Source organism: Halomonas sp. EF61 (assembly GCF_040147045.1).
Taxonomy (GTDB): domain Bacteria; phylum Pseudomonadota; class Gammaproteobacteria; order Pseudomonadales; family Halomonadaceae; genus Halomonas; species Halomonas litopenaei.
The window spans coordinates 668,423-687,336 of sequence record NZ_JAMSHM010000002.1; the positions used below are offsets into that span (position 1 = coordinate 668,423).

Here is an 18,914-nt window from a genome sequence, read left to right on the forward strand (position 1 = left end):
CAGCCAGACAGCGTTGTACAACGCGAAACTGACAGGCCCGCCCCTCCCCCTCACAAGGCACGACGCCGCTTGCGAGAGCGGCGTCGTGGATACTCCAGGCCTGTTACAGGATGACGGGGGCATCCAGCGCCGTTACCACCGCCTGGTCGCGGTCGTAGATATCGGGACGAAAGGCCAGGTGGCCGTCGGTCTCGGGTTGCACCGTCCAGTAGTTGAGCACCACCGGTATGCGCCGATCCAGACGCACGTTGCGGGTCTTGCCGTCGTTGATCAGGCGGCCGACGTTGGCGGAGGTGTCCGAGTCGTCGAACAACAGCTGGGCCAGCTCCGCCACCCCTTCCACGCGGATACAGCCTGAGCTCAGCGCACGCTGAGTACGGTTGAACAGCCCTCGCGACGGGGTGTCGTGCAGGTAGACCAGGTGGTCATTGGGAAAACGGATCACGACCCTCCCCAAGGGGTTGCGAGGCCCGGCCCCCTGGCGCAGCATCACCCCGCCGGGGCTCGACCAGTTGACCGAATAGGGATCAACGCGCTTGCCGGAGGGTGATAACGCCACCATGTCACGGCTGGCCAGATACCCCGGATCGCGCTTCACTCGAGGCAGAATGTCCTCACGATAGATCGTGGGTGGCACCGTCCAGGTGGGGTTGAGGGTCAGGTGGGTAATCTCCGAACGCAATGTCGGCGTGCGCCGGTAGGGTTGGCCGACGACGATACGTGAGCGCCAGACGTCGCCGTCGGGGCGGAAGTAGCTGAGCCGATAACCGGCGATATCGACCAGCACGAAAGAGTCCGGCAGGCCATGCAGCAGCCAGCGGGCACGCTCCAGGTTGGCGCGGATCTGATCGATGCGAAAGCCCACCGGAAGATTGAGCGCGCTCTGGGTATTGGGTCCGACCACCCCATCGTCGGCGAGCAGGTGGCGGCGCTGAAAACGGCGTACCGCCTCGGCCAGGGTGCTGTCGTACACCTCGGCTTCGGGGGCCTCGAGTTCCACGTGCGGGTAGTGGCCGGTGTCGGCGGACATCACTTCCAGTTCACCGATCATCGCCAGGCGCTGTCGCAACAGCGCGACGTCGGTGTCCTGATCGCCGGGACGCAGCGGCGTCTCGCGACTCGGCAGCAGTGGCCAGCCCCCCAGACGTTCGATGTTGCGATAGCGTGCCAGGGCGGCCCTCAGCTGACGATACGGCTCGAAAGGAGGCCGTGCCAGCGCCAGCGCAGCCTCGACATCGCCGTCGTCCAGGGCACGCGACAACGCCACCAGGTCGAACGTCGGTGGCGCAATATCGACCTCCCAGTCACTGTCGATGCGGTACGGATCCACCTTGCCACGTTGCAGATGGGCCATGGCGGTCAGCAGCGTTTCGGTGGCCTCGAGCTCGAAGCCTCCGGGGGTCTCGAGATTGGCCCCTCTGGCCCGGCCAAGCAGCGCGTCGGGCGCGTAGTCCGAGGGTGAGAGCCCATCCTCCTCGAGCGTCCTGAGTCCGTCGGCCAGGGCCTCCACGCGGCCCATGTCGGTCCACACCGGACGCTGGCCACGCAGACTGTAGAATCGCTGCGCCATCTCGGAGGCGCCGACCAACTCGTTGGCCAGGGGACCCGGCACGACCCCGTCGAGATCCTGAAGGTTCTGCTCGACGCTGGCATCGCTGGCAAGCCCCTGGCCGTTGGCGCCCTCGCCACTGACGTCGCTTCCATCGCTTGCCGTTGCCCCCCAGACCGGGGTAACCAGCAGACCATAACAAAGCGCTATAGCGACACCCCTCCTTGGCATGAGTCGCAATAGAACATTTGGGCTAAACATGGCATCTACTCCCTGCAACATGACGTCAATACTGGCCATCCTGGGCGGTATTGTCATAATAGAGTCGTCGGTATCGGGTTCCGCCGAGCCGACCTGATTTTTCTAGCGTGCGCGAAGATCATGTTTCTCCGCTCTGTGTATTAGCGTATCGCGTTATTTGATCTTGCGTAACGCCTGTTCGCGTATCCGCGACATCACCGACAGGAAGCCTAGAGATGTCACGAAGCTCCTCTCATGACAATGCATCACCTCGTCTCTCGATTTTTCGTTACCTCTTATTATTGACCCTAAGTGCCTTTTTTGCGGCGCCTGTTCTCGCTCAGGACTTTCTCAGGACATCCGTCAGGGCGAATGCGCCGTCAGCCACATCGCTCGAACAGACCCTGGCCCGCCTCGCCCCCAAGGCCAACCCGGGGGTACTGCGCCTGGCCGCACGGGCGCTCAACTGCGCCGACCCCGGCGCCGAGCGCCTGGCGGTCATCGACTTTTCCCTGCCTTCAACCGAACGCCGCCTGTGGGTCTTCGACCTGCGCCAGCCCAGGCTGATGTTTCGCGAATGGGTGAGCCACGGCAAGAACTCCGGCGATGCCATGGCCACGCTGTTCTCCAACGTGCCCGAGAGCTACCAGTCGAGCATCGGACTGTTTCGCACCAAGAACAGCTATGTAGGCAGCAACGGCTATTCCCTGCGACTCGAGGGTCTGGAGCCGGGGGTCAACGACAACGCCTTCGATCGCGCCATCGTGATGCACGGTGCGGACTACGTCAGCCAGGAGTTCATCGACCGTACCGGACGCATCGGCCGCAGCCACGGCTGTCCGGCGGTACGTACCGAGGTGGCGGTACCCTTGATCAACAGCATTCGCGACAATCAGTACCTGTTCACCTACTACCCGGACCAGCGTTGGCTCAACAATTCGGCCTTTCTGCGCTGTCCGAACAGCAGTGAGCGCCTGGCCCTCAACGACTGAGTCCGTCGCTTGAGGTTCCAGCGTCGGGGTTACCCCCCCGCCGGGGGGGGCGCCGCCCCCCCTTTCTTTTTTTATTTTTTTTTTTTTTAAAGGGGATTTTTGTTGTTTTTGTTTCCGTTTTTTCGTTTTCGTTTTTGTTTTTTTCTTTTTTTTTTTTTTTTTTTTTTTTTATTTTTTTTATTTTTTTTATTTTCGGTTTTTTTTTTTTTTTTTTATTTTTTTTTTTTTCGTTTTTTTTTTTTTCGGCCTTTCTGCGCTGTCCGAACAGCAGTGAGCGCCTGGCCCTCAACGACTGAGTCCGTCGCTTGAGGTTCCCCGGGCCGGGCGCCCCCGGCCGGGGGGGGGTGACGCCTCCTCCTTGTTCTCTTTTTGTTCGCAGCTCTGTTCGCACATCTTCTTGAGTCGTTCTCCTTTCTCTTTCTCTCCCTTCTCTCTCCCTCTCCCTTCTCTCTACCTTCTCTCTACCTTCTCTCTTCCTGCTCCTTCTCTCTCTTTCTGCTCCTTCTCTCTTCGCTGCGCTCCTCTACCTTCTCCCTTTGGCACCAAGTCGGCGCACTGGGGCGGTGTCGAGTGCACAATGATGCAGCGCAATGATGCGATCCTGCTGAAGTGCTATTCCGCACAAAAACCACAAGACGTTGATATAACAAGGTTTCAATAAAAATAGGCATCCCGCTTGCTTGGTAGTGGTTAGCGAGAGCCAGACGTAGACCAGGCCCCAGCGGTACGAGTGCGTCGGACCCGACCTTCAATGGCGAAGGCCACACAAGTTCGAGTGTTCGTCCACCCAGCGAGGGCTGTGTTCATGAATCTGCGCAACAAGGCCAACAGGATTCGCCTGTTTTCCTTCTCGACTCCCCAGATGCGAGCCTTTCACTTCTCCTGGTTCGCCTTCCACCTGTGCTTCTTCGGCTGGTTCGGCATCGCGCCATTGATGGCCGTGGTCAGAGATGACCTCGGACTGACCAAGACCCAGATCGGCAACACCATCATCGCCTCGGTGGCCATCACGGTAATCGTGCGTCTGGCCATCGGCGTCCTGTGTGACCGTATCGGGCCGCGCCTGGCCTACACCTGGCTGCTGTGCCTGGGCGCCATCCCGGTGATGAGCATCGGTTTCGCCGACAGCTTCGAGTCCTTTCTGATGGCCCGCCTGGCCATCGGCGCGATCGGCGCCTCCTTCGTCATCACCCAGTACCACACCTCGGTGATGTTCGCGCCCAATGTGGTGGGTACGGCCAACGCCACCTCCGCCGGCTGGGGCAACCTGGGCGGTGGCACTACCCAGATCCTGATGCCGTTGATCTTTTCTGGCCTGTTGATGCTGGGCGTCAGCGAGACCCTGGGCTGGCGCCTGGCCATGGTGGTCCCAGGTGTGGTGATGTTCATCGCCGGTCTGTGCTACTACCGCTTCACCCAGGACGCGCCCGACGGCAACTTCAAGGACCTGCGTGCACGCGGCGAGCTGCCGGAAGCCTCCGGCGAAGGCTCCATGTCCAGCACCTTCGGCGCCGCCGCCCGGGATATCCGTGTGTGGGCGCTGTTCGTGGTCTATGCCGCCTGTTTCGGCGTCGAACTCACCATCAACAACATCGCCGCCATCTACTTCTTCGACAACTTCGACCTGACCCTGGCCACCGCCGGCATGATCGCCGGACTGTTCGGCCTGATGAACCTGTTCGCTCGCACCATGGGCGGGGTCTTCTCTGACCTGTTCGCCCGCAACGCCGGGCTCAAGGGTCGCGTACGCTGGCTGTTCATCGCCATGCTGTGTGAGGGCGTGGCGCTGATGTTCTTCTCCCAGATGCACGTACTGGCGCTGGCCATCGGCCTGATGCTGGTGTTCAGTCTGTTCGTGCAGATGGCCGAAGGCGCCACCTTCGGCGTGGTGCCCTTCATCAACCGTCGCGCCCTCGGCGCGGTGGCGGGTATCGTCGGCGCCGGCGGCAACGCCGGTGCGGTGGCAGCGGGATTCCTGTTCCGTTCCGAATCGATCAGCTACCAGCAGGGGCTGTTCTACCTGGGCGCGGCGGTGATCCTGGCCTCGCTGTGCGCGCTGCTGGTGCGCTTCAGCCCCGAGGTCGAAGCCGAAGAAGCCGCCGCCTACGAACAGGCGGCCTCAGGCGAGACAAGGGGCGCGCTGTCGCTGCGCTGAGTCCGCTGTTGCGACCCCTGGCAAGACGACCTGGGCCCGGCATCCTGCCGGGCCTTCTCGTATCGGGCCCAGCCTGACGAGCCCCTCCCGTGCAGGTCCGTCCGCCGATATCCGACAGGACTCATCCGTTTATGCTGCCGGATATCCGGGAAAAGATGCCCCCTTGAAAGTCGCAGACGCCGCCCGAAGGATTGCAACAAAGGCAATGGACGAGCATGCTGAATCAATCATACAGAGATAGCCCGTCAAGCCCCGTCACCGAGAGACCAGGAGGAAGCGATGCGAGAACGAGTGTTGCTGATCACCGGAGCGTCAAGCGGCATCGGGGCCGCCACGGCCAGGGCGGCCGCTCGAGAGGGCTATCACCTCGTCCTGGCGGCCCGTTCGAAGGACGGACTCGAGGCCCTGGCTCAGGAGCTGGGGCCGGAGAACGTGCTGACGGTCGGCGTTGACGTGACCGACATCGAGGCCCAGAAGACCATGGTGGACGAGACGCTCGAGCGCTTTGGTCGTCTCGACGCGGTGTTCGCCAACGCCGGACGTGGTGGCTCTCCCGGCGGCTTCAGCGAGGCCGACCCGGAAAGCTGGAAGTCGATGCTGATGACCAACGTGTACGGGTTGGGGCTGACCATCCAGGCCTGCCTGCCAGAGCTCAGGCGTAGCCACGGACACATCCTGCTGACCGGCTCGGCAGCGGGGCGTACCACCATCCCCGGCTCCATGTACGGTGCCACCAAGTGGGCGGTCTCCGGCATCGGCTACAACCTGCGCGAGGAACTGCGCGGCAGCGGGATCCGTGTCACGCTCATCGAGCCCGGCATGGTCAACACCCCCTTCTTCGATGAACCACCGGAACATGCTCTGGAAGATCGCGACGTCGCCAACGCCGTGATGTACGCCATCTCCCAGCCTCACCATGTCGACGTCAACGAGATCCTGGTGCGTCCCACGCCACCGCTGGAAGAGTGAGCGTCTTCACTCTTCGGACACCACCATCACCGACGCGATTTCACCACACCCTGATGGAGACCTCATGACCATTGCTACCGGCGAACGCCTGCCCGACGAGACCCTCTTTACCAACGGCGACAAGGGTCCAGAGTCACTGACCACCGACGCCTTCTTTTCGGGACGCAAGGTGGTGCTGTTCGCTGTCCCCGGCGCCTTCACTCCGGGCTGTTCCAACACCCATATGCCCGGCTTCGTGGTCAACGCCGACAAGCTGCTGGAAAAGGCCGACGCGGTTGCCTGCCTGGCGGTCAACGACGCCTTCGTCATGGGCGCCTGGCAGAAGGACCAGAACGCCGAAGCGATCACCATGCTGGCCGACGGTAACGCCGATTTCACCCGAGCCATCGGCATGGACAAGGATGCCAGTGCCGCAGGCATGGGCGTGCGCAGCCTGCGCTACGCGATGATCGTCAACGACGGCGTGGTCGAGTATCTGGGCGTCGACACCGAACGCGGCGTGATCGAGGCGTCCAGTGCCGAGACGGTGCTGGCCAGGCTCTAAGGCTTGTACGAAAAGTGCCTGCGCTCGGTAATACGGCGTTAAAAACCGGCTGGTGCGCCAGCCCGGTCAACATGCTCATTTACACCTCGTAAACTGCGCTTTCTCACCGATTTTTGCCTTGTCTGACCATCGCTCGTCGGCTTTTCGTACTAAGCCTGGCGCTGCAAGCGGGGGCTGACGCCCCCGCCTTCAAGCCCCTGCCTTCACCCCCTTCTTCAAGGCGGTCATCCAGCACAGTTCTGCTAGTCTTGGGGGGTAGCCCCCACTGACGAGAACACGGTCCATGAACGCGACAGCAGACCAGGCCATGCGCCTGAGCGGTACCTGCCTGTGCGGTGCGGTGACACTCAAGGTAGCACTTGAACAGCAGAGCGTCGGCGCCTGCCACTGCCAGATGTGTCGAACCTGGGGCGGCGGCCCGCTGTTGGCACTGGAGTCGGTCAGTCAGCTGACGCTCGAAGGCGAAGAGGCTGTCACCTTCTATTCATCGTCCGACTGGGCCGAGCGTGCCTTCTGTCGCCACTGCGGCACCCACCTGTTCTACCGATTGAAGAACGGCGAGCACACTTCGGTACCCGTTGGCCTGATCGACAGCGGAGAAGCCTGGCGGTTCGACCTCCAGATCTTCATCGACGAGAAGCCCCACTGGTACCACTTCGGCAACGACACCCGCAATCTGACAGGCCAGGAACTGTTCGAGGCGTTTTCCAAGGACACCTGAGACTGGCTCCCGCCAGGCCCTTGGCCAGCGTTGGTGACTTTCGCCTCTTGCGTCAGAGCCCGTCCTGTTCACCCAGGTAACACCAGGACGGCCAGCGCAATGCTGGCCGTCCTGTCTTTGTATCGAGCCGTGTCGAGCCGAGTCTTGTCCTGGCATCTCGGCACTTGCCGCTCGGGACGCTAAAGCATCCACTCCACCGGCAGCACCGAGATCAAGGTTACCGCCGCCCGGCGGAAGACGCCCACGTTGGGCTCGCCGTCGTACTGCACTACCCCTTGCGGCGTGCGCTCCAGCCAGATCATGCTGCCGTCTTCGTCCAGCTTGACCTCATAGGCGTTGTCGAGCACGTCGGTATTGAACACCCGCTGCATTTCCTGAGCGAGCTCCGGACTCTCGATGATAAAGCCGAGTTCGGTATTCAGTCGCGCCGAGCGTGGGTCGAAATTGAACGAGCCGACGAACAGCCGATCGCCGTCCACGGCGAAGGTCTTGGCGTGCAGGCTGGCACCCGAGCTGCCGAAGGGGCCGGCAGACTCGCTGCGCCCCGGCGCATCTGGCGCGCGCTTGAGCTCGAACAACCGGACGCCAGCCTCCAACAGCTCGCGTCGCCGCTTGGCGTAGCCGGCGTGCACTGCGGCCACATCGGTCGCCTCCAGTGCGTTGGTCAGAATGGTCACCTCCACGCCGCGCGCCTCTAGATCGGCGAACATGCGAGTGCCCTTCTCTACCGGCACAAAATACGGCGACACCAGATGCACGCTGTCCCGGGGCGGCCCCAGCAGGCCACGTATGCGTCCGGTCAGCAGGTCTTCATCGGCGGCCAGCCCCAGGCCCTTGGCCGGATCGTCACTGACCATTCTGGTGTTGGCCCAGACCAGCTCAAGGCTACCGTCCTCGATCGACTCGATGAACTGGCTTTCGTCCAGCGCCTGCCGGTACTCCAGCGAATCAGGGGTACGGACGATTTCCGCCGAGGCCTGCTCGAAGCGTGCCAGCCCCTGGCGCCCCACCGAGTCGAGCACCCGACTGGCCGGGTAGGAGGACTGGCTGGCCCAGTACAGATCGAAGTCTTCAGAGACCTGCTCGACCACCGGCCCCACGGCGACGACATCGAGATCGGCGAACATCACGTTATCGCCGGCGCCGAAATACTCGTCACCGATATTGCGCCCGCCGATGATGGTGGCCTGGTTGTCCACCGTCAGTGACTTGTTGTGCATGCGCCGATTGGCCCGGGAGAAGTCGGTCAGGTAGCCGATAAACCGCGGTGAGCGCACCACGAAGGGATTGAACAGGCGTATCTCGATATTGGGGTGAGCATCCAGCGCTGCCAGCTTGTCATCGAGCCCTGCAGTGTTGGTGTCATCGAGCAGCATGCGGACGCGCACGCCACGATTGGCGGCGTCCAGCATGGCCTGATACAGCATCGAGCCGGTGATGTCGTCGTGCCAGATGTAATACTGGACATCGAGGGTCCGCTCTGCCGCTTCCGCCAGCAACAGTCGTGCGGCAAAGGCGTCGTGGGGATTGCGCAGGGTATGGATACCACTCTTGCCGGGATGGGCATCCACATAGGGTGCCAGCATCTCGCCGAGCGCCGTGTCGCGGGCCTGCTCCAGCGTCAGATGCTGTGTCTGGCTACGCCCTTCCAGGGAGGGCAGGCCGCTGCATCCAGTTAACAACACGGCCACCGATAGCCACAGGGCAAGCATCAGCGGTTTTCCGATAACGGGCATTCGAGAGTTCCATTCGTCGCTGGGTTGGCCGTTACAGCATAGCGAAGTTGCAGAAGAACCACCGCAAGGCTTTTTCTCATCGCCGGCCTCCTCGGCCGCCCCCTCGATCAACCTCTCGATAGCCCTCTCGATGCCCTCTCGATGCCCCCCCAACGCCGCCACCGTTGCCACCCGAACGCCATATTGACCACAACGAGCGATCGCAGCCTTCGTTCGTCGCTGCACTGATTTACGTCAAATCTAATTTTACTTTTTCTAATAGCCTTTCCCCTATCCCCTCACGCAGGCCTTCTCCACCGCCGTGAAAAGCCGACTGCCCCGAACAAGAGGAAACCACGATGCCCGTCCGTCACTTCTCCATCACCCGGCTGAGCCTTGTCGCTCTGTTGCTTGCCGGTACCTCGGCCCAGGCCGCCGACGGCACCATCAGCTTCACCGGCGAAATCGTCGCGGCCAACTGCACCATACCGACGGCCGCCACTACCGTGACGCTACCCAAGGTGTCCACCAGCGCCTTCGGCGCCTCCGGCACCCGAGCAGGCCAGAAGGCCTTCCAGCTCGTGCTGAAATGCGCCGCCGGCGCTACCGGCCGCAACAAGGTCTCGGTGCGCTTTACCGGAGATGATACCCAGGTGGATCCGGTCACCGGGTTGTTCCTGCTCACCAGCGACAGCACTGCCAAGGACGTGGGGATCGCCGTCTACGATGCCAACGACGATTGGGTCAAGGCGGCCGACAACGACAGCACCCCGCCGGTGGACATCGTGGCAGGCGATGACACGACGGTCATTTCCCTGAGCGCCTGGTACCAGTCCACCGCCGCCACGGTAACCGCCGGCACCGTCAAGGCCAGCGGCAATATCGAGATTGTCTACCAATGACCGCGATAGAAGGCCCCGGCGCCTCGCCCTTTGCCATGCGGGCGTGGCAGCGACTGGTGATACACGCCCTCGGCCTGGGTCTGAGTCTGTGTCTTGCGCTCATGATCGCGGCGTTGCCAGGCCACAAGGCCGAGGCCAGCATCACCATCAATGGCACCCGCGTCATCTATCAGGAGGCCCAGCGGGAGCAGACGCTCCGACTGGAAAACCAGGATAGTGTCCCGGTACTGGTCCAGGCCTGGGCCGACCGCCACGCCGGAGGGCGCCCGGCGCGGGACGCCGAGTCGCCATTTCTGGTGACGCCATCGGTATTCCGTCTCGACCCCGGGGAGAGCCAGACCCTGCGCATCCTGCGCATTCGCGACGTGGAAAGGTCCGACCAGGAGTCGCTCTACTGGCTCAACATCAAGGAGGTGCCACCGCTACCCCAGGGGACCACCAACCGACTGCAGCTAGGCATCCTGACACGCCTGAAACTGTTCTATCGTCCGACGGGCCTCGCCGGTGAACCAGGCGACGCCATCGCCAATCTTCAGTGGCATCTGGCGCCTGGCCCCGACCTGCGCCTGGTGTGCGACAACCCCTCGAACTACCACGTGTCGTTGATCGGCGGTGCCTGGCGGCAGTTCAGCGACCACGATGATCTTTCCCTCGACATGCTGGCTCCGCACAGCGAGGCAAGCTGGTCACTGCAGACGAGGCCTGCGCCAGGGACATCACTGTGGTACCGGGCGATCAACGACTACGGCGCCGTCGTGGTACGCGAGGCCATCCCGGACACCGAATGAACCGACGACATGGCACCACCGTCTACCGAGTCGACGCCGCTGGCCGCTGCCAGACATCCTCCCCCCTGCCGGTGGTGCTTCACCGCCGGGCGCTACCGGTGGCGAGCGGCATTGGTGGTCGCGGCGGCAGTGGTGGCGACGGTGACAGGGCCACGGCCGGTCCAGGCCGACGAGGTGACCTTCGACCCAGCCTTCCTCGAAGACGCCAGTCTCGACATGCGTCGCTTCTCCCGCCCGGACTACGTGGTACCAGGCGACTATCTGGTCGATCTGACGCTCAACCAGACGCCACTGGGACGCTATCCGCTGCGTGTCGAGGACACCCCGGACGGAACACAGCGACTTACCCTGCCCCTCGACGCCTGGTTGGCCGCGCGCCTTGAGCCGGCCATCGAACAGGAAGTGCGAGACATCTGCCGGCTGGACGCCAACTGCTTTCTGGGGGTGGACGCCGCCCTGCCCGGCGCCAGCCTGGATCTCGACATCGGTGACCTGCGCGCCCACCTCAGCGTGCCCCAGGCGTTGCTTCATCGGCTGCCTCGTGGCCAGGTCGACAGCGCGCGCTGGGAGCCCGGCACCACCGCCCTGCTGGCCAACTATCAAGTGAACGGTTATCGCTCGAGCACCGACGAAGGGCACTATCAAAGTGCCTTTCTCGGCACGACGCTCGGCGCCAACCTTGGCCTGTGGCAGTTTCGCAGCAGCCTCAACGTTTCCCGCAGCGATGACGGCGACGTCGACTGGGACAGCCTTCATCACTACGTTCAGCGGCCCCTGCCGGACCAGGGCTTGCTGCTGCGGGCCGGCGAGATCAACACCCGAGGGGACTTCTTCGATTCGCTGGCGCTGCGCGGAGTCACGCTACGCACAGAGACCCGCATGCTGCCCGACAGTCGACGTGGCTACGCTCCCGTGGTCCGCGGCAGCGCCAGAACCCAGGCGCATGTCACCATCTCCCAGCAGGGGCGGCGTCTGCTCGAGACCAGCGTGCCTCCCGGCCCCTTCGAGATCGACGACCTCTATCCCACCGGCTACGGGGGTGATCTTGAGGTGAAAGTCACCGAGGCCGATGGACGCGTCGAGCGCTACAGCGTGCCCTATGCTGCCGTCCCGGGCCTGCTGAGACCGGGGCAATCGCGCCTCTCGCTGGCCGCCGGTCAGTACCATGCCAAAGGCCTCGATGACCCTCCCTCACTGCTGGAGGCCGGCTATCGACGGGGGCTCGACAACGCCATCACCGCCTACGGCGGCGCCCAGCTCAGCGAACACTACTGGTCTCCGCTGATCGGCGCCGCCTTCAATACCCCCGCGGGGGCCATTGCTCTCGATGCCCAGTACGCCCACGCCGACCTTCCCCAGGGAGGGCGCAACGGCTGGAGTCTCGAGGCCTCCTACAGCCGCCACCTGCAATCCACCGATACCGACATCAATCTGGCGGCGTATCGCTACTCGACCACGGGGTTCGTGTCGCTGGCAGACGCCGCCTGGATTGCCGACGCTGACGACGACGGCGCTCAGGCAGATGAAGGGTACGAAGACGACAGCACGACCATCGATCAACGCAGTCGTCTGCAGCTCAATCTGAGCCAGCCCCTCGGGCCACATACACGCATCTCCGCAACCGGCAGCCTGGCGGACTACTGGCATCGCGGCGGCACCGAGTCGTCCTACCAGCTGAGTCTGAGTCACCGCATCGGGCGCGTCAGCCTTGCCCTCAACCTGTCGCGCACCGACAACCGTGAAGGAGAGGCCGAGCACCGGGCGCTGGTATCGCTGACGCTGCCGCTGTCCAACGCGTCCTTCGCCCCACGTCTGGGTGTCTCCGCCAGTCGTGACAGCCGCCATCATGACGATACCCAGCTCGACCTCACCGGCACCCTGGGCGACGAACGCGAGCTGTCCTACGGGCTGTTCGCCAATCAGACCCGCGGCCCGAAGGAGCGCTACCGCTCCTATGGGCTCAACCTGTCGAGCGGCACCTCCGTCGGCCGCTTCACCGCGGCAGGCTCGAAAAGCGACGACTACCGACAACTTTCCATCGGCGCCAGCGGCGCCGTGCTGGTACACCGCCACGGCGTGACCTTCGGCCAGAGCACCGGCGATACCGTAGGCCTGGTCAGCGCCCCGGGGGGCGCCGGCGCTCGCGTCACCAACGCCGCCAACCTGACCCTCGACGATGACGGCGAGGCATTGGTCCCCTACTTGACGGCCTACCACGACAACGCGGTCCAGCTGGACCCGCGCGGCGCCGCCACCTCGGTGGAATTTCAGCGAACTTCGATCGATGTCGCGCCCTATGCCGGCGCGGTGGTGCCACTGCGCTTCGCCACTCGAACCGGGCTGCCGGTGGTGATCGTGCTGGAGCAGAACGGCCGGGGCGTACCGCTGGGCGCCGAAGTCAGCGCCACCGACGGACGCAAGCTGGGGGTGGTCGGCGCCGGCGGCATGCTGCTACTGCGCGATCTGACGCCCGGTACCTCGCTCCAGGTGACGTTGGGAGGCGAACGACGTTGCTGGGCACGTCCTGTCTGGACGCCTCCGACGGACAGCGACGAGATACCGATCGTCACCAGCCCCTGCCAGCCAACGCCACTGAAAGACCTGCTGGAGACAACGTGAATGCGCACCATCGGCTTGAAGACCCGCAGCGCGAGCGCTCCGCTGCGTTTCGCCATCAGACTTCTCGGCTTGCTGCTGTCGATCGCCGCACTGCTGTCGGCGACCTCGGTGGAGGCCAGCTGCCGACGCATCAACCCACCATGGAGTGACCAGCCTCTGACGGTAAATTTTGGCGCCGAGATCGTGCTCGACGAAAACGTGGCCGTCGGCACGCCCATCGCCACGGCGGTCATCCCCGGCAGCCAACTCTATGCGATCAAAGGAGGCTGGGTCGCCACCTGCAACAATCAGGACGATGCGATCAAGTACTGGTGGCTCGAGCAGCACTACTCCCAGTCCAGCGGCTCCCACCCGGTCCCCGGCATCAGCGTGGACAGCGCCGACGGGCGCGTCTACATCATGCAGGACAGCGGTAGCCGCAATCCCTACGGCGGCGGGGGCAGCGGCAGCGTCGGCTATACCACGGAATTGCTGGTCAACGGCAGCGCCCATGCGTTCGCCTGGGTCTCCGCTTCCCCCAACAAGAACATTCCCCCGATCGGCGAGGAGATCCACGGCATCCCCTGCAGCGACGCCCTGCTGGGAACGGGTGAGGCCGAGGGTTATCCCCCCCTGATAGATATCAACTGCCCCATCGGTGACTACGCGGTCAACTGGCGCCAGCTTCCCCCCTTCCAGATCAAGGTCACGCTCTACCGCATGGCCGGTTCCCCAGGCACCAGCGGTGTACAGCTTCAGAACAACAACAACGCCGGCTTCAGCCTGTTCTCGCTGATGAACCGCCAGAGCACGCCACCTTCAAATAATGGAGACCTGTTCAATCTGGTCAGGCTGCAGCTGGCCCAGCGCACTCGGGTTCGAATCAATCCCTGCCATGGCATCAACAATGTCTCGGTGTCACTGGGAGAGGTAGGCAGCCATCGCTTCACCACCCTGGGCCAGCCTGCCTCAGGCGTCGCCGACACCCCGGTACATGTCACCGCCTGGTGTCACTCCGACGGCGACATCAAGTGGGCCGTACTGGGCAAGTCGGCAGCCTACGATCCCGGCGGGAATCAGGGTATTCTGGCCCTGGACAGTGCGGAGGAAAGCGCCAGCGGCGTGGGTATCCAGCTGATCCACACCGGTAGCCTGGCGCCACTGCCGATCACCCCCGAAGGCAGCGCCTTCGACGCCTACCGCTGGATCGACACCAACCTTCATGCGCAGGGCGGCAACATCTTGATGCTCGACTTTCTGGCCCGCTACGTGAAGACCGGCACCGTCACGCCAGGTACCGCCAATGGCCATGCCACCCTGGTGCTGTCGCCTAAATGAGTTTCCACCGTCTTCGCTCTACGACAGGCAGGCAGCCGGTTCAGCAACGCTCGCCCGGCTGCCGGCGACCCGCGACACCACCCCGCCGACGATGATCAGGCAGGGGGATGGCAAGGGGTTCTCCGCCAGGCGCTGATCGATATTGCCAAGGGTGCCCACCAACGAGGCCATCTCGGGAAGACTGGCGTTGGCCACCAGCATCACCGGCCAGTCCTGTGGCAGGCCTGCGCCACGCAGGCCACGGGTCATCGCGCCAAGCTTGTTGAGCCCCATGTAGAACACCAAGGTCTCGTCGCGTCGGGCCAGTGATGCCCAGTCCGGCTCGCCCCCCTCGCGACACTGCTGGGCGGTGATCAGGCGAAGGCTCTGGGCGTGGCCGCGATCGGTCAGCGGAATCCCCATGGCGGCGCAGGCGCTGGCCGCCGCCGAGATGCCGGGCACGATCTCACGCGCAATGCCGGCCTCGTCGAGGGCGTCGAGTTCTTCCCCGAGGCGCCCGAAGATGCCCGGATCGCCGCCCTTGAGGCGCACCACCGCCTTGCCCTGGCGCGCCAGCGCCACCAGCAGGGTGCCGATCTGCGCCTGATCGACGCTGTGGTGGCCCCTGGCCTTGCCGACATAGTGGCGCTCGACACCGGCCGGAATCATCGCCAGCACCTCGGGCCCCACCAGGCGGTCGTAGACCACCGCGTCGGCGTGTTCGATCCGATCCAACGCCTTGAGCGTCAGCAGTTCACCCGCACCGCTGCCCGCCCCCACCAGCGCGACCCGGCCAACAGCGCCGCCTGACCGATGGCCAGCGCCGCTGGCAGCGGACCGGGAGGCCAGCCGGTCGGCCCAATGCTGGCTTTGCCCTGCCAGTCGCCCCAGCAGCATCGACAACCCGTCCAGACGACGTGCCAGCCAAGGCGTCGTCCCCGCTTCAACAAGGTGACCCAGCCGGTCTCTAGGCCGACTGGGGTTGTGCACGCTCGATGCGACCACGGCTCTTCTCCTCTTCCACCAGACTCTTCAATTCGGGAATACAACTGCCGCACTGGGTGCCACAGGCCAGCCGCGCGCCGAGCGCCTCGACGCTGTCGTCGCCGGCACGAATCGCCCGCTGGATCGGGGTGCGCCCCACCTGATGGCAACTGCACACGATCGGCCCCTGGTCAGCGGCGCCGTCATGACAGGCCGCCAGCACTCGCCGCCGATGCTGCTGACCCATGGCCTCGCCACGTGCGGCCTCGTCGAAGCGCTCGCACAGCCAGCCAAGCCCCGGCAGTTCGCTGACCGGGCCAACCATCAGCCACCAGCACAGGCGTCCTTGCTCGAACCCCGCCAGGCGCCAGCGACCACTGGCCGGGTCCTGGGCCACCGGGCCCAGCTCCCCCGGCAACTGGCGTGCGGCCCAGTCGAGCCAGTCGCGTTCGACGCCCGCTTTCTCGACGCTCCCTTTCTCAACACCCCCTGGCTCGATCGGCTCACCGGCCAGTTGCCATCGCTCCGCCGAGGCCAGCGGGACCCGCGTCCAGTAGTTCGTCCCCTCGACCACCCGGGCCGCCAGGCCCGAACCCTCGGGTGGTCCCTGCTGGGCCAGTGCCCGGGAAACCACCAGGGTCGCCTCCCAGGCGTGCTGCAGCGGCGTGACCGCCACCGCGCCATGCTTGGTCTCCGGCTGGCCAGAAAGCGGATCAACGTCCGGGGCGAACAGGCTCCCCGCCAGCGGCGAGTGACTGAAGCGCGGTGTCCAGTGGATGGGCACGAACACTTCCCCACGGCGCTGGGCGGCAGAGACCCTGACGCGGGCGCGCATCTCGCCGCTGCGCGAGCGGATCCTGGCGAGCCCCTGGTCACACAGCCCCAGGGCCTCGGCGTCATCCCGATGGACCTCGACGAAGGGCTCGGAGCGGTGATTCATCAGTCGGCTGGCCCTGGCGGTACGGGTCATGGTGTGCCACTGATCGCGCACCCGCCCCGAATTCAGCCGCAGCGGATAGTCGGCGTCAGGCGCCTGGCGCGGCGCCCGCGCGCTCACCGGCCACAGCCGTGCCCGGCCACTCTCGGTGTAGAAGCGGCCGTTTTCGAACAGCCGCGCGGTGCCTCGTGGTGCGCTTGCCGTCACCGGCCACTGGATCGGTGCGAGATCGTCGTACTCGACCCGGGACAGCCCCGCCAGCCCGGAAATATCGAAGGCCCGCCGTCCCTGGTTGTCGAGGCCCGACAAGCGCGCATGCTCGTCGAAGATCTCGCTGGGGTGGTCATAGGCGAAGGCCTCGCCGAAGCCCAGGCGCTCGGCCACCCGGCACAGGATCCACCAGTCGTGGCGGGCCTCGCCCGGCGGCGGCAGGAGACCGCGCTGGCGCGAGATACGCCGCTCGGAGTTGGTGACGGTACCGTCCTTTTCCGACCAGCCGCTGGCCGGCAACACGATATCGGCAAGTTCCACCAGGTCGGTGTCGGCCATGCATTCCGACACGATCACCAGCGGACAGCGCTCGATGGCGCGGCGCACCCGGTCGGCATCCGGCAGGCTCACCAGAGGGTTGGTGGCCATGATCCACAGCGCCTGGATGTCGCCGCGCTCGACGGCCTGAAACAGTTCGACCGCCTTGTGGCCGGGCTCCCGGGGCAGTGTCGGCACCAGCGCCTCGGTCGACCAGAAGCGGGTCAGCCGTTCGATGGCGCCCGGGGTGTGATAGTCCATATGGGCGGCCAGCTGGTTGGCCAGCCCACCGACCTCGCGCCCGCCCATGGCGTTGGGCTGGCCGGTGATGGAAAAGGGGCCGGCGCCGGGCAGGCCAATCTTGCCGCCGGCCAGGTGGCAGTTGAGGATGGCCTGGCACTTGTCGGTGCCGCTGGTCGACTGGTTCACGCCCTGAGAGTAAAGCGTGACCACGTGCAGCTGGGTGGCAAACCAGTAGTAGAAGGTCTCGAGGCGCTCGGCGTCGAGATCGCAGGCCGCCGCCACCGCCTCGATGTCCGACGCCTCGTCCAGGGCGGCGGCAATCGTCTCTTCGGCGCCGTCCACATGGCGCTTCAGATAGACCTCATCGAGCCGTTGGCGACGGGCCATCCAGGCCAGCAGGCCATTGAACAGCAAAGCATCGCTGCCGGGACGCAGCCCCAGGTACAGATCGGCGATCTCGCAGCTATCGGTGACCCGAGGATCGATGACCACGACCCGCATCAGCGGATTGCGGGTCTTGGCCAGACGCAGCCGCTGATACAGCACCGGATGGTTCCAGGCCAGATTGGACCCCACCAGCACCACCAGTTCGGCCTCTTCCAGGTCCTCGTAGTTGCAGGGGACGGCGTCGGCGCCCAGGGTGCGCTTGTAGGCTGCCACCGCCGACGCCATGCACAGCCGCGAGTTGGTATCCAGGTGCGGTGTCCCGAGAAATCCCTTGAACAGCTTGTTGGCGACGTAGTAGTCCTCGGTCAATAGCTGCCCGGACAGGTAGCCGGCAATGGCCTGTGGGCCGCTACCCTCGGCAATCGCTCCCAGACGCTCGGCGACGGCGTCCAGCGCGCTGTCCCAGTCGGTCTCGCGACCGTCCACCCTGGGTCGCGTCAAGCGCCCCTGGCCGCCCAGAGTCTCCGCCAGGGCCGAGCCCTTGACGCACAGGCGACCGAAGTTGGCCGGGTGATCCCGATCGCCCTTGAGGGTAACCGCCTCGCCATCGCGACGTAGCTCGACGCCGCAGCCGACCCCGCAGTAGGGACAGGTGGTGCCTGTGGCCTCGCCGCCCACACCGCTGTCGATCTCCGTGCTGTCGCTATCCGTCCGGGTCATCGCGCTCTCCTGTCGGCCATCTTGCTGCTCTGGCATATCGGCGGCATCTCATCGGCAGATCATCGCTCCGCTAGCGGCCGGGCCTTGATCGGTCGGGCCTTGCTGCGGTCCAAACGCACGACGCCCATCCCGTCGAGCAAGGCTCGAGGAGATGGGCGTCGTTGCCGGATGAAATCCCGCGCTGGATTTCGTGTGTGCTAGCGCCCGTTGCGGACGAGTTGTCGAACCGGCCCACGCCGCCACCAGCGTCGGGACCCTTCCTGGCTCGGCCTAGCGATCTGGCCCGGCTTAGTGATGCCCATGGCACCACCAACGGCACTAGCTTTGCCAGTAACCAAAGCAAACCCTGTGCCAGAACACCACAATCGCCCCTTGCAGTGTGGAATGCTGGTGCCAGCCAATTGAAGCCACGACGTTTTTTTCTGCCGTTTACCCAGGCGATGGCGGCGAGAAGACGACTGACGGACCCCAGGCTCGCACCACAACGAACGATGGAGGCCACCGTTTACGCACCCTTTCGGTGCGCGAGCGCCTGCCCGGCATATCTGCGGGGGCAGGGCGGTGGCTTTGCAGGGGGTTATCTCCCTGACAGGAAACGACAAGATCGAAAATGGAACGCCTTTTG

Annotated in this window: 14 protein-coding genes; 9 read left to right on the plus strand and 5 right to left on the minus strand. The window is 64.5% G+C overall.

The features are described 5' to 3' along the window. Positions 1-103: 103 nt before the first annotated feature. The gene (locus tag NFI08_RS11880) at positions 104-1,810 is read right to left on the minus strand and encodes a L,D-transpeptidase family protein (RefSeq protein ID WP_349589559.1); all 1,707 of its coding nucleotides are present in this window, start codon (positions 1,808-1,810) and stop codon (positions 104-106) included. Between the two features lie 215 nt (positions 1,811-2,025). Between NFI08_RS11880 and NFI08_RS11885 the strand changes: the two genes are divergently transcribed. Continuing rightward, complete coding sequence (locus NFI08_RS11885) at positions 2,026-2,781, plus strand: murein L,D-transpeptidase catalytic domain family protein (RefSeq protein ID WP_083970384.1); 756 nt, start codon at positions 2,026-2,028, stop codon at positions 2,779-2,781. Here NFI08_RS11885 and NFI08_RS11890 read toward each other — a convergent pair. Next, positions 2,771-3,172, minus strand: a complete 402-nt coding sequence (locus NFI08_RS11890; RefSeq protein WP_349589562.1) for a hypothetical protein — start codon at positions 3,170-3,172, stop codon at positions 2,771-2,773. The two genes, NFI08_RS11885 and NFI08_RS11890, sit on opposite strands and share 11 nt — an antisense overlap. 414 nt (positions 3,173-3,586) lie before the next feature. Here NFI08_RS11890 and NFI08_RS11895 point away from each other — a divergent pair, with 414 nt between their 5' ends. The 4 genes from NFI08_RS11895 to NFI08_RS11910 all read left to right on the plus strand — a co-directional run bounded on the left by NFI08_RS11895 (position 3,587) and on the right by NFI08_RS11910 (position 7,170). Then, positions 3,587-4,936, plus strand: a complete 1,350-nt coding sequence (locus NFI08_RS11895) for an MFS transporter (RefSeq protein ID WP_045992599.1) — start codon at positions 3,587-3,589, stop codon at positions 4,934-4,936. A 279-nt stretch (positions 4,937-5,215) separates the two neighbouring features. After that, positions 5,216-5,905, plus strand: a complete 690-nt coding sequence (locus tag NFI08_RS11900) for an SDR family oxidoreductase (RefSeq protein ID WP_045992600.1) — start codon at positions 5,216-5,218, stop codon at positions 5,903-5,905. 64 nt (positions 5,906-5,969) lie between these two features. After that, positions 5,970-6,449 carry a peroxiredoxin gene (locus NFI08_RS11905; protein WP_349589565.1) on the plus strand — a complete coding sequence of 160 codons (480 nt, stop codon included), beginning with the start codon at positions 5,970-5,972 and terminating at the stop codon, positions 6,447-6,449. A gap of 283 nt (positions 6,450-6,732) precedes the next feature. Next, on the plus strand, positions 6,733-7,170 hold the full coding sequence (locus NFI08_RS11910) for a GFA family protein (protein ID WP_045994383.1): 438 nt from the start codon (positions 6,733-6,735) through the stop codon (positions 7,168-7,170). Positions 7,171-7,349: 179 nt separating this feature from the next. Here NFI08_RS11910 and NFI08_RS11915 read toward each other — a convergent pair whose 3' ends face one another. Beyond that, positions 7,350-8,906, minus strand: a complete 1,557-nt coding sequence (locus NFI08_RS11915; protein WP_349589568.1) for a phospholipase D family protein — start codon at positions 8,904-8,906, stop codon at positions 7,350-7,352. A gap of 338 nt (positions 8,907-9,244) precedes the next feature. Here NFI08_RS11915 and NFI08_RS11920 point away from each other — a divergent pair, with 338 nt between their 5' ends. From NFI08_RS11920 to NFI08_RS11935, 4 genes are read left to right on the plus strand one after another with little or no spacing between them, the layout of a single operon-like run. Next, the gene (locus NFI08_RS11920) at positions 9,245-9,787 is read left to right on the plus strand and encodes a fimbrial protein (protein WP_306168875.1); all 543 of its coding nucleotides are present in this window, start codon (positions 9,245-9,247) and stop codon (positions 9,785-9,787) included. Next, complete coding sequence (locus tag NFI08_RS11925) at positions 9,784-10,575, plus strand: fimbrial biogenesis chaperone (protein ID WP_349589572.1); 792 nt, start codon at positions 9,784-9,786, stop codon at positions 10,573-10,575. Before NFI08_RS11920 ends, NFI08_RS11925 begins: the two co-directional genes overlap by 4 nt. A 9-nt stretch (positions 10,576-10,584) precedes the next feature. Further along, the gene (locus tag NFI08_RS11930; protein WP_349589575.1) at positions 10,585-13,194 is read left to right on the plus strand and encodes a fimbria/pilus outer membrane usher protein; all 2,610 of its coding nucleotides are present in this window, start codon (positions 10,585-10,587) and stop codon (positions 13,192-13,194) included. Then, positions 13,195-14,511, plus strand: a complete 1,317-nt coding sequence (locus NFI08_RS11935; RefSeq protein WP_108450119.1) for a fimbrial protein — start codon at positions 13,195-13,197, stop codon at positions 14,509-14,511. It begins immediately after the preceding gene. 18 nt (positions 14,512-14,529) lie between these two features. Here the strand turns inward: NFI08_RS11935 and cobA are convergent, their stop codons facing one another. Continuing rightward, positions 14,530-15,495 carry a uroporphyrinogen-III C-methyltransferase gene (gene cobA / locus NFI08_RS11940; protein WP_240184321.1) on the minus strand — a complete coding sequence of 322 codons (966 nt, stop codon included), beginning with the start codon at positions 15,493-15,495 and terminating at the stop codon, positions 14,530-14,532. Then, positions 15,458-18,289, minus strand: coding sequence for a nitrate reductase (locus NFI08_RS11945; RefSeq protein WP_108450117.1), 2,832 nt, complete (start codon positions 18,287-18,289; stop codon positions 15,458-15,460). The genes cobA and NFI08_RS11945 overlap by 38 nt, the downstream gene beginning before the upstream one ends. Positions 18,290-18,914 lie beyond the last annotated feature (625 nt).

What these genes read in the sequence shown, in the direction of transcription:
- NFI08_RS11880 (WP_349589559.1), bottom strand. Translation starts at nt 1,810, where the DNA reads ATGTTTAGCCCAAATGTTCTATTGCGACTCATGCCAAGGAGGGGTGTC.
- NFI08_RS11885 (WP_083970384.1), top strand. Translation starts at nt 2,026, where the DNA reads ATGTCACGAAGCTCCTCTCATGACAATGCATCACCTCGTCTCTCGATT.
- NFI08_RS11895 (WP_045992599.1), top strand. Translation starts at nt 3,587, where the DNA reads ATGAATCTGCGCAACAAGGCCAACAGGATTCGCCTGTTTTCCTTCTCG.
- NFI08_RS11900 (WP_045992600.1), top strand. Translation starts at nt 5,216, where the DNA reads ATGCGAGAACGAGTGTTGCTGATCACCGGAGCGTCAAGCGGCATCGGG.
- NFI08_RS11905 (WP_349589565.1), top strand. Translation starts at nt 5,970, where the DNA reads ATGACCATTGCTACCGGCGAACGCCTGCCCGACGAGACCCTCTTTACC.
- NFI08_RS11910 (WP_045994383.1), top strand. Translation starts at nt 6,733, where the DNA reads ATGAACGCGACAGCAGACCAGGCCATGCGCCTGAGCGGTACCTGCCTG.
- NFI08_RS11915 (WP_349589568.1), bottom strand. Translation starts at nt 8,906, where the DNA reads ATGCCCGTTATCGGAAAACCGCTGATGCTTGCCCTGTGGCTATCGGTG.
- NFI08_RS11920 (WP_306168875.1), top strand. Translation starts at nt 9,245, where the DNA reads ATGCCCGTCCGTCACTTCTCCATCACCCGGCTGAGCCTTGTCGCTCTG.
- NFI08_RS11925 (WP_349589572.1), top strand. Translation starts at nt 9,784, where the DNA reads ATGACCGCGATAGAAGGCCCCGGCGCCTCGCCCTTTGCCATGCGGGCG.
- NFI08_RS11930 (WP_349589575.1), top strand. Translation starts at nt 10,585, where the DNA reads ATGGCACCACCGTCTACCGAGTCGACGCCGCTGGCCGCTGCCAGACAT.
- NFI08_RS11935 (WP_108450119.1), top strand. Translation starts at nt 13,195, where the DNA reads ATGCGCACCATCGGCTTGAAGACCCGCAGCGCGAGCGCTCCGCTGCGT.
- NFI08_RS11945 (WP_108450117.1), bottom strand. Translation starts at nt 18,289, where the DNA reads ATGACCCGGACGGATAGCGACAGCACGGAGATCGACAGCGGTGTGGGC.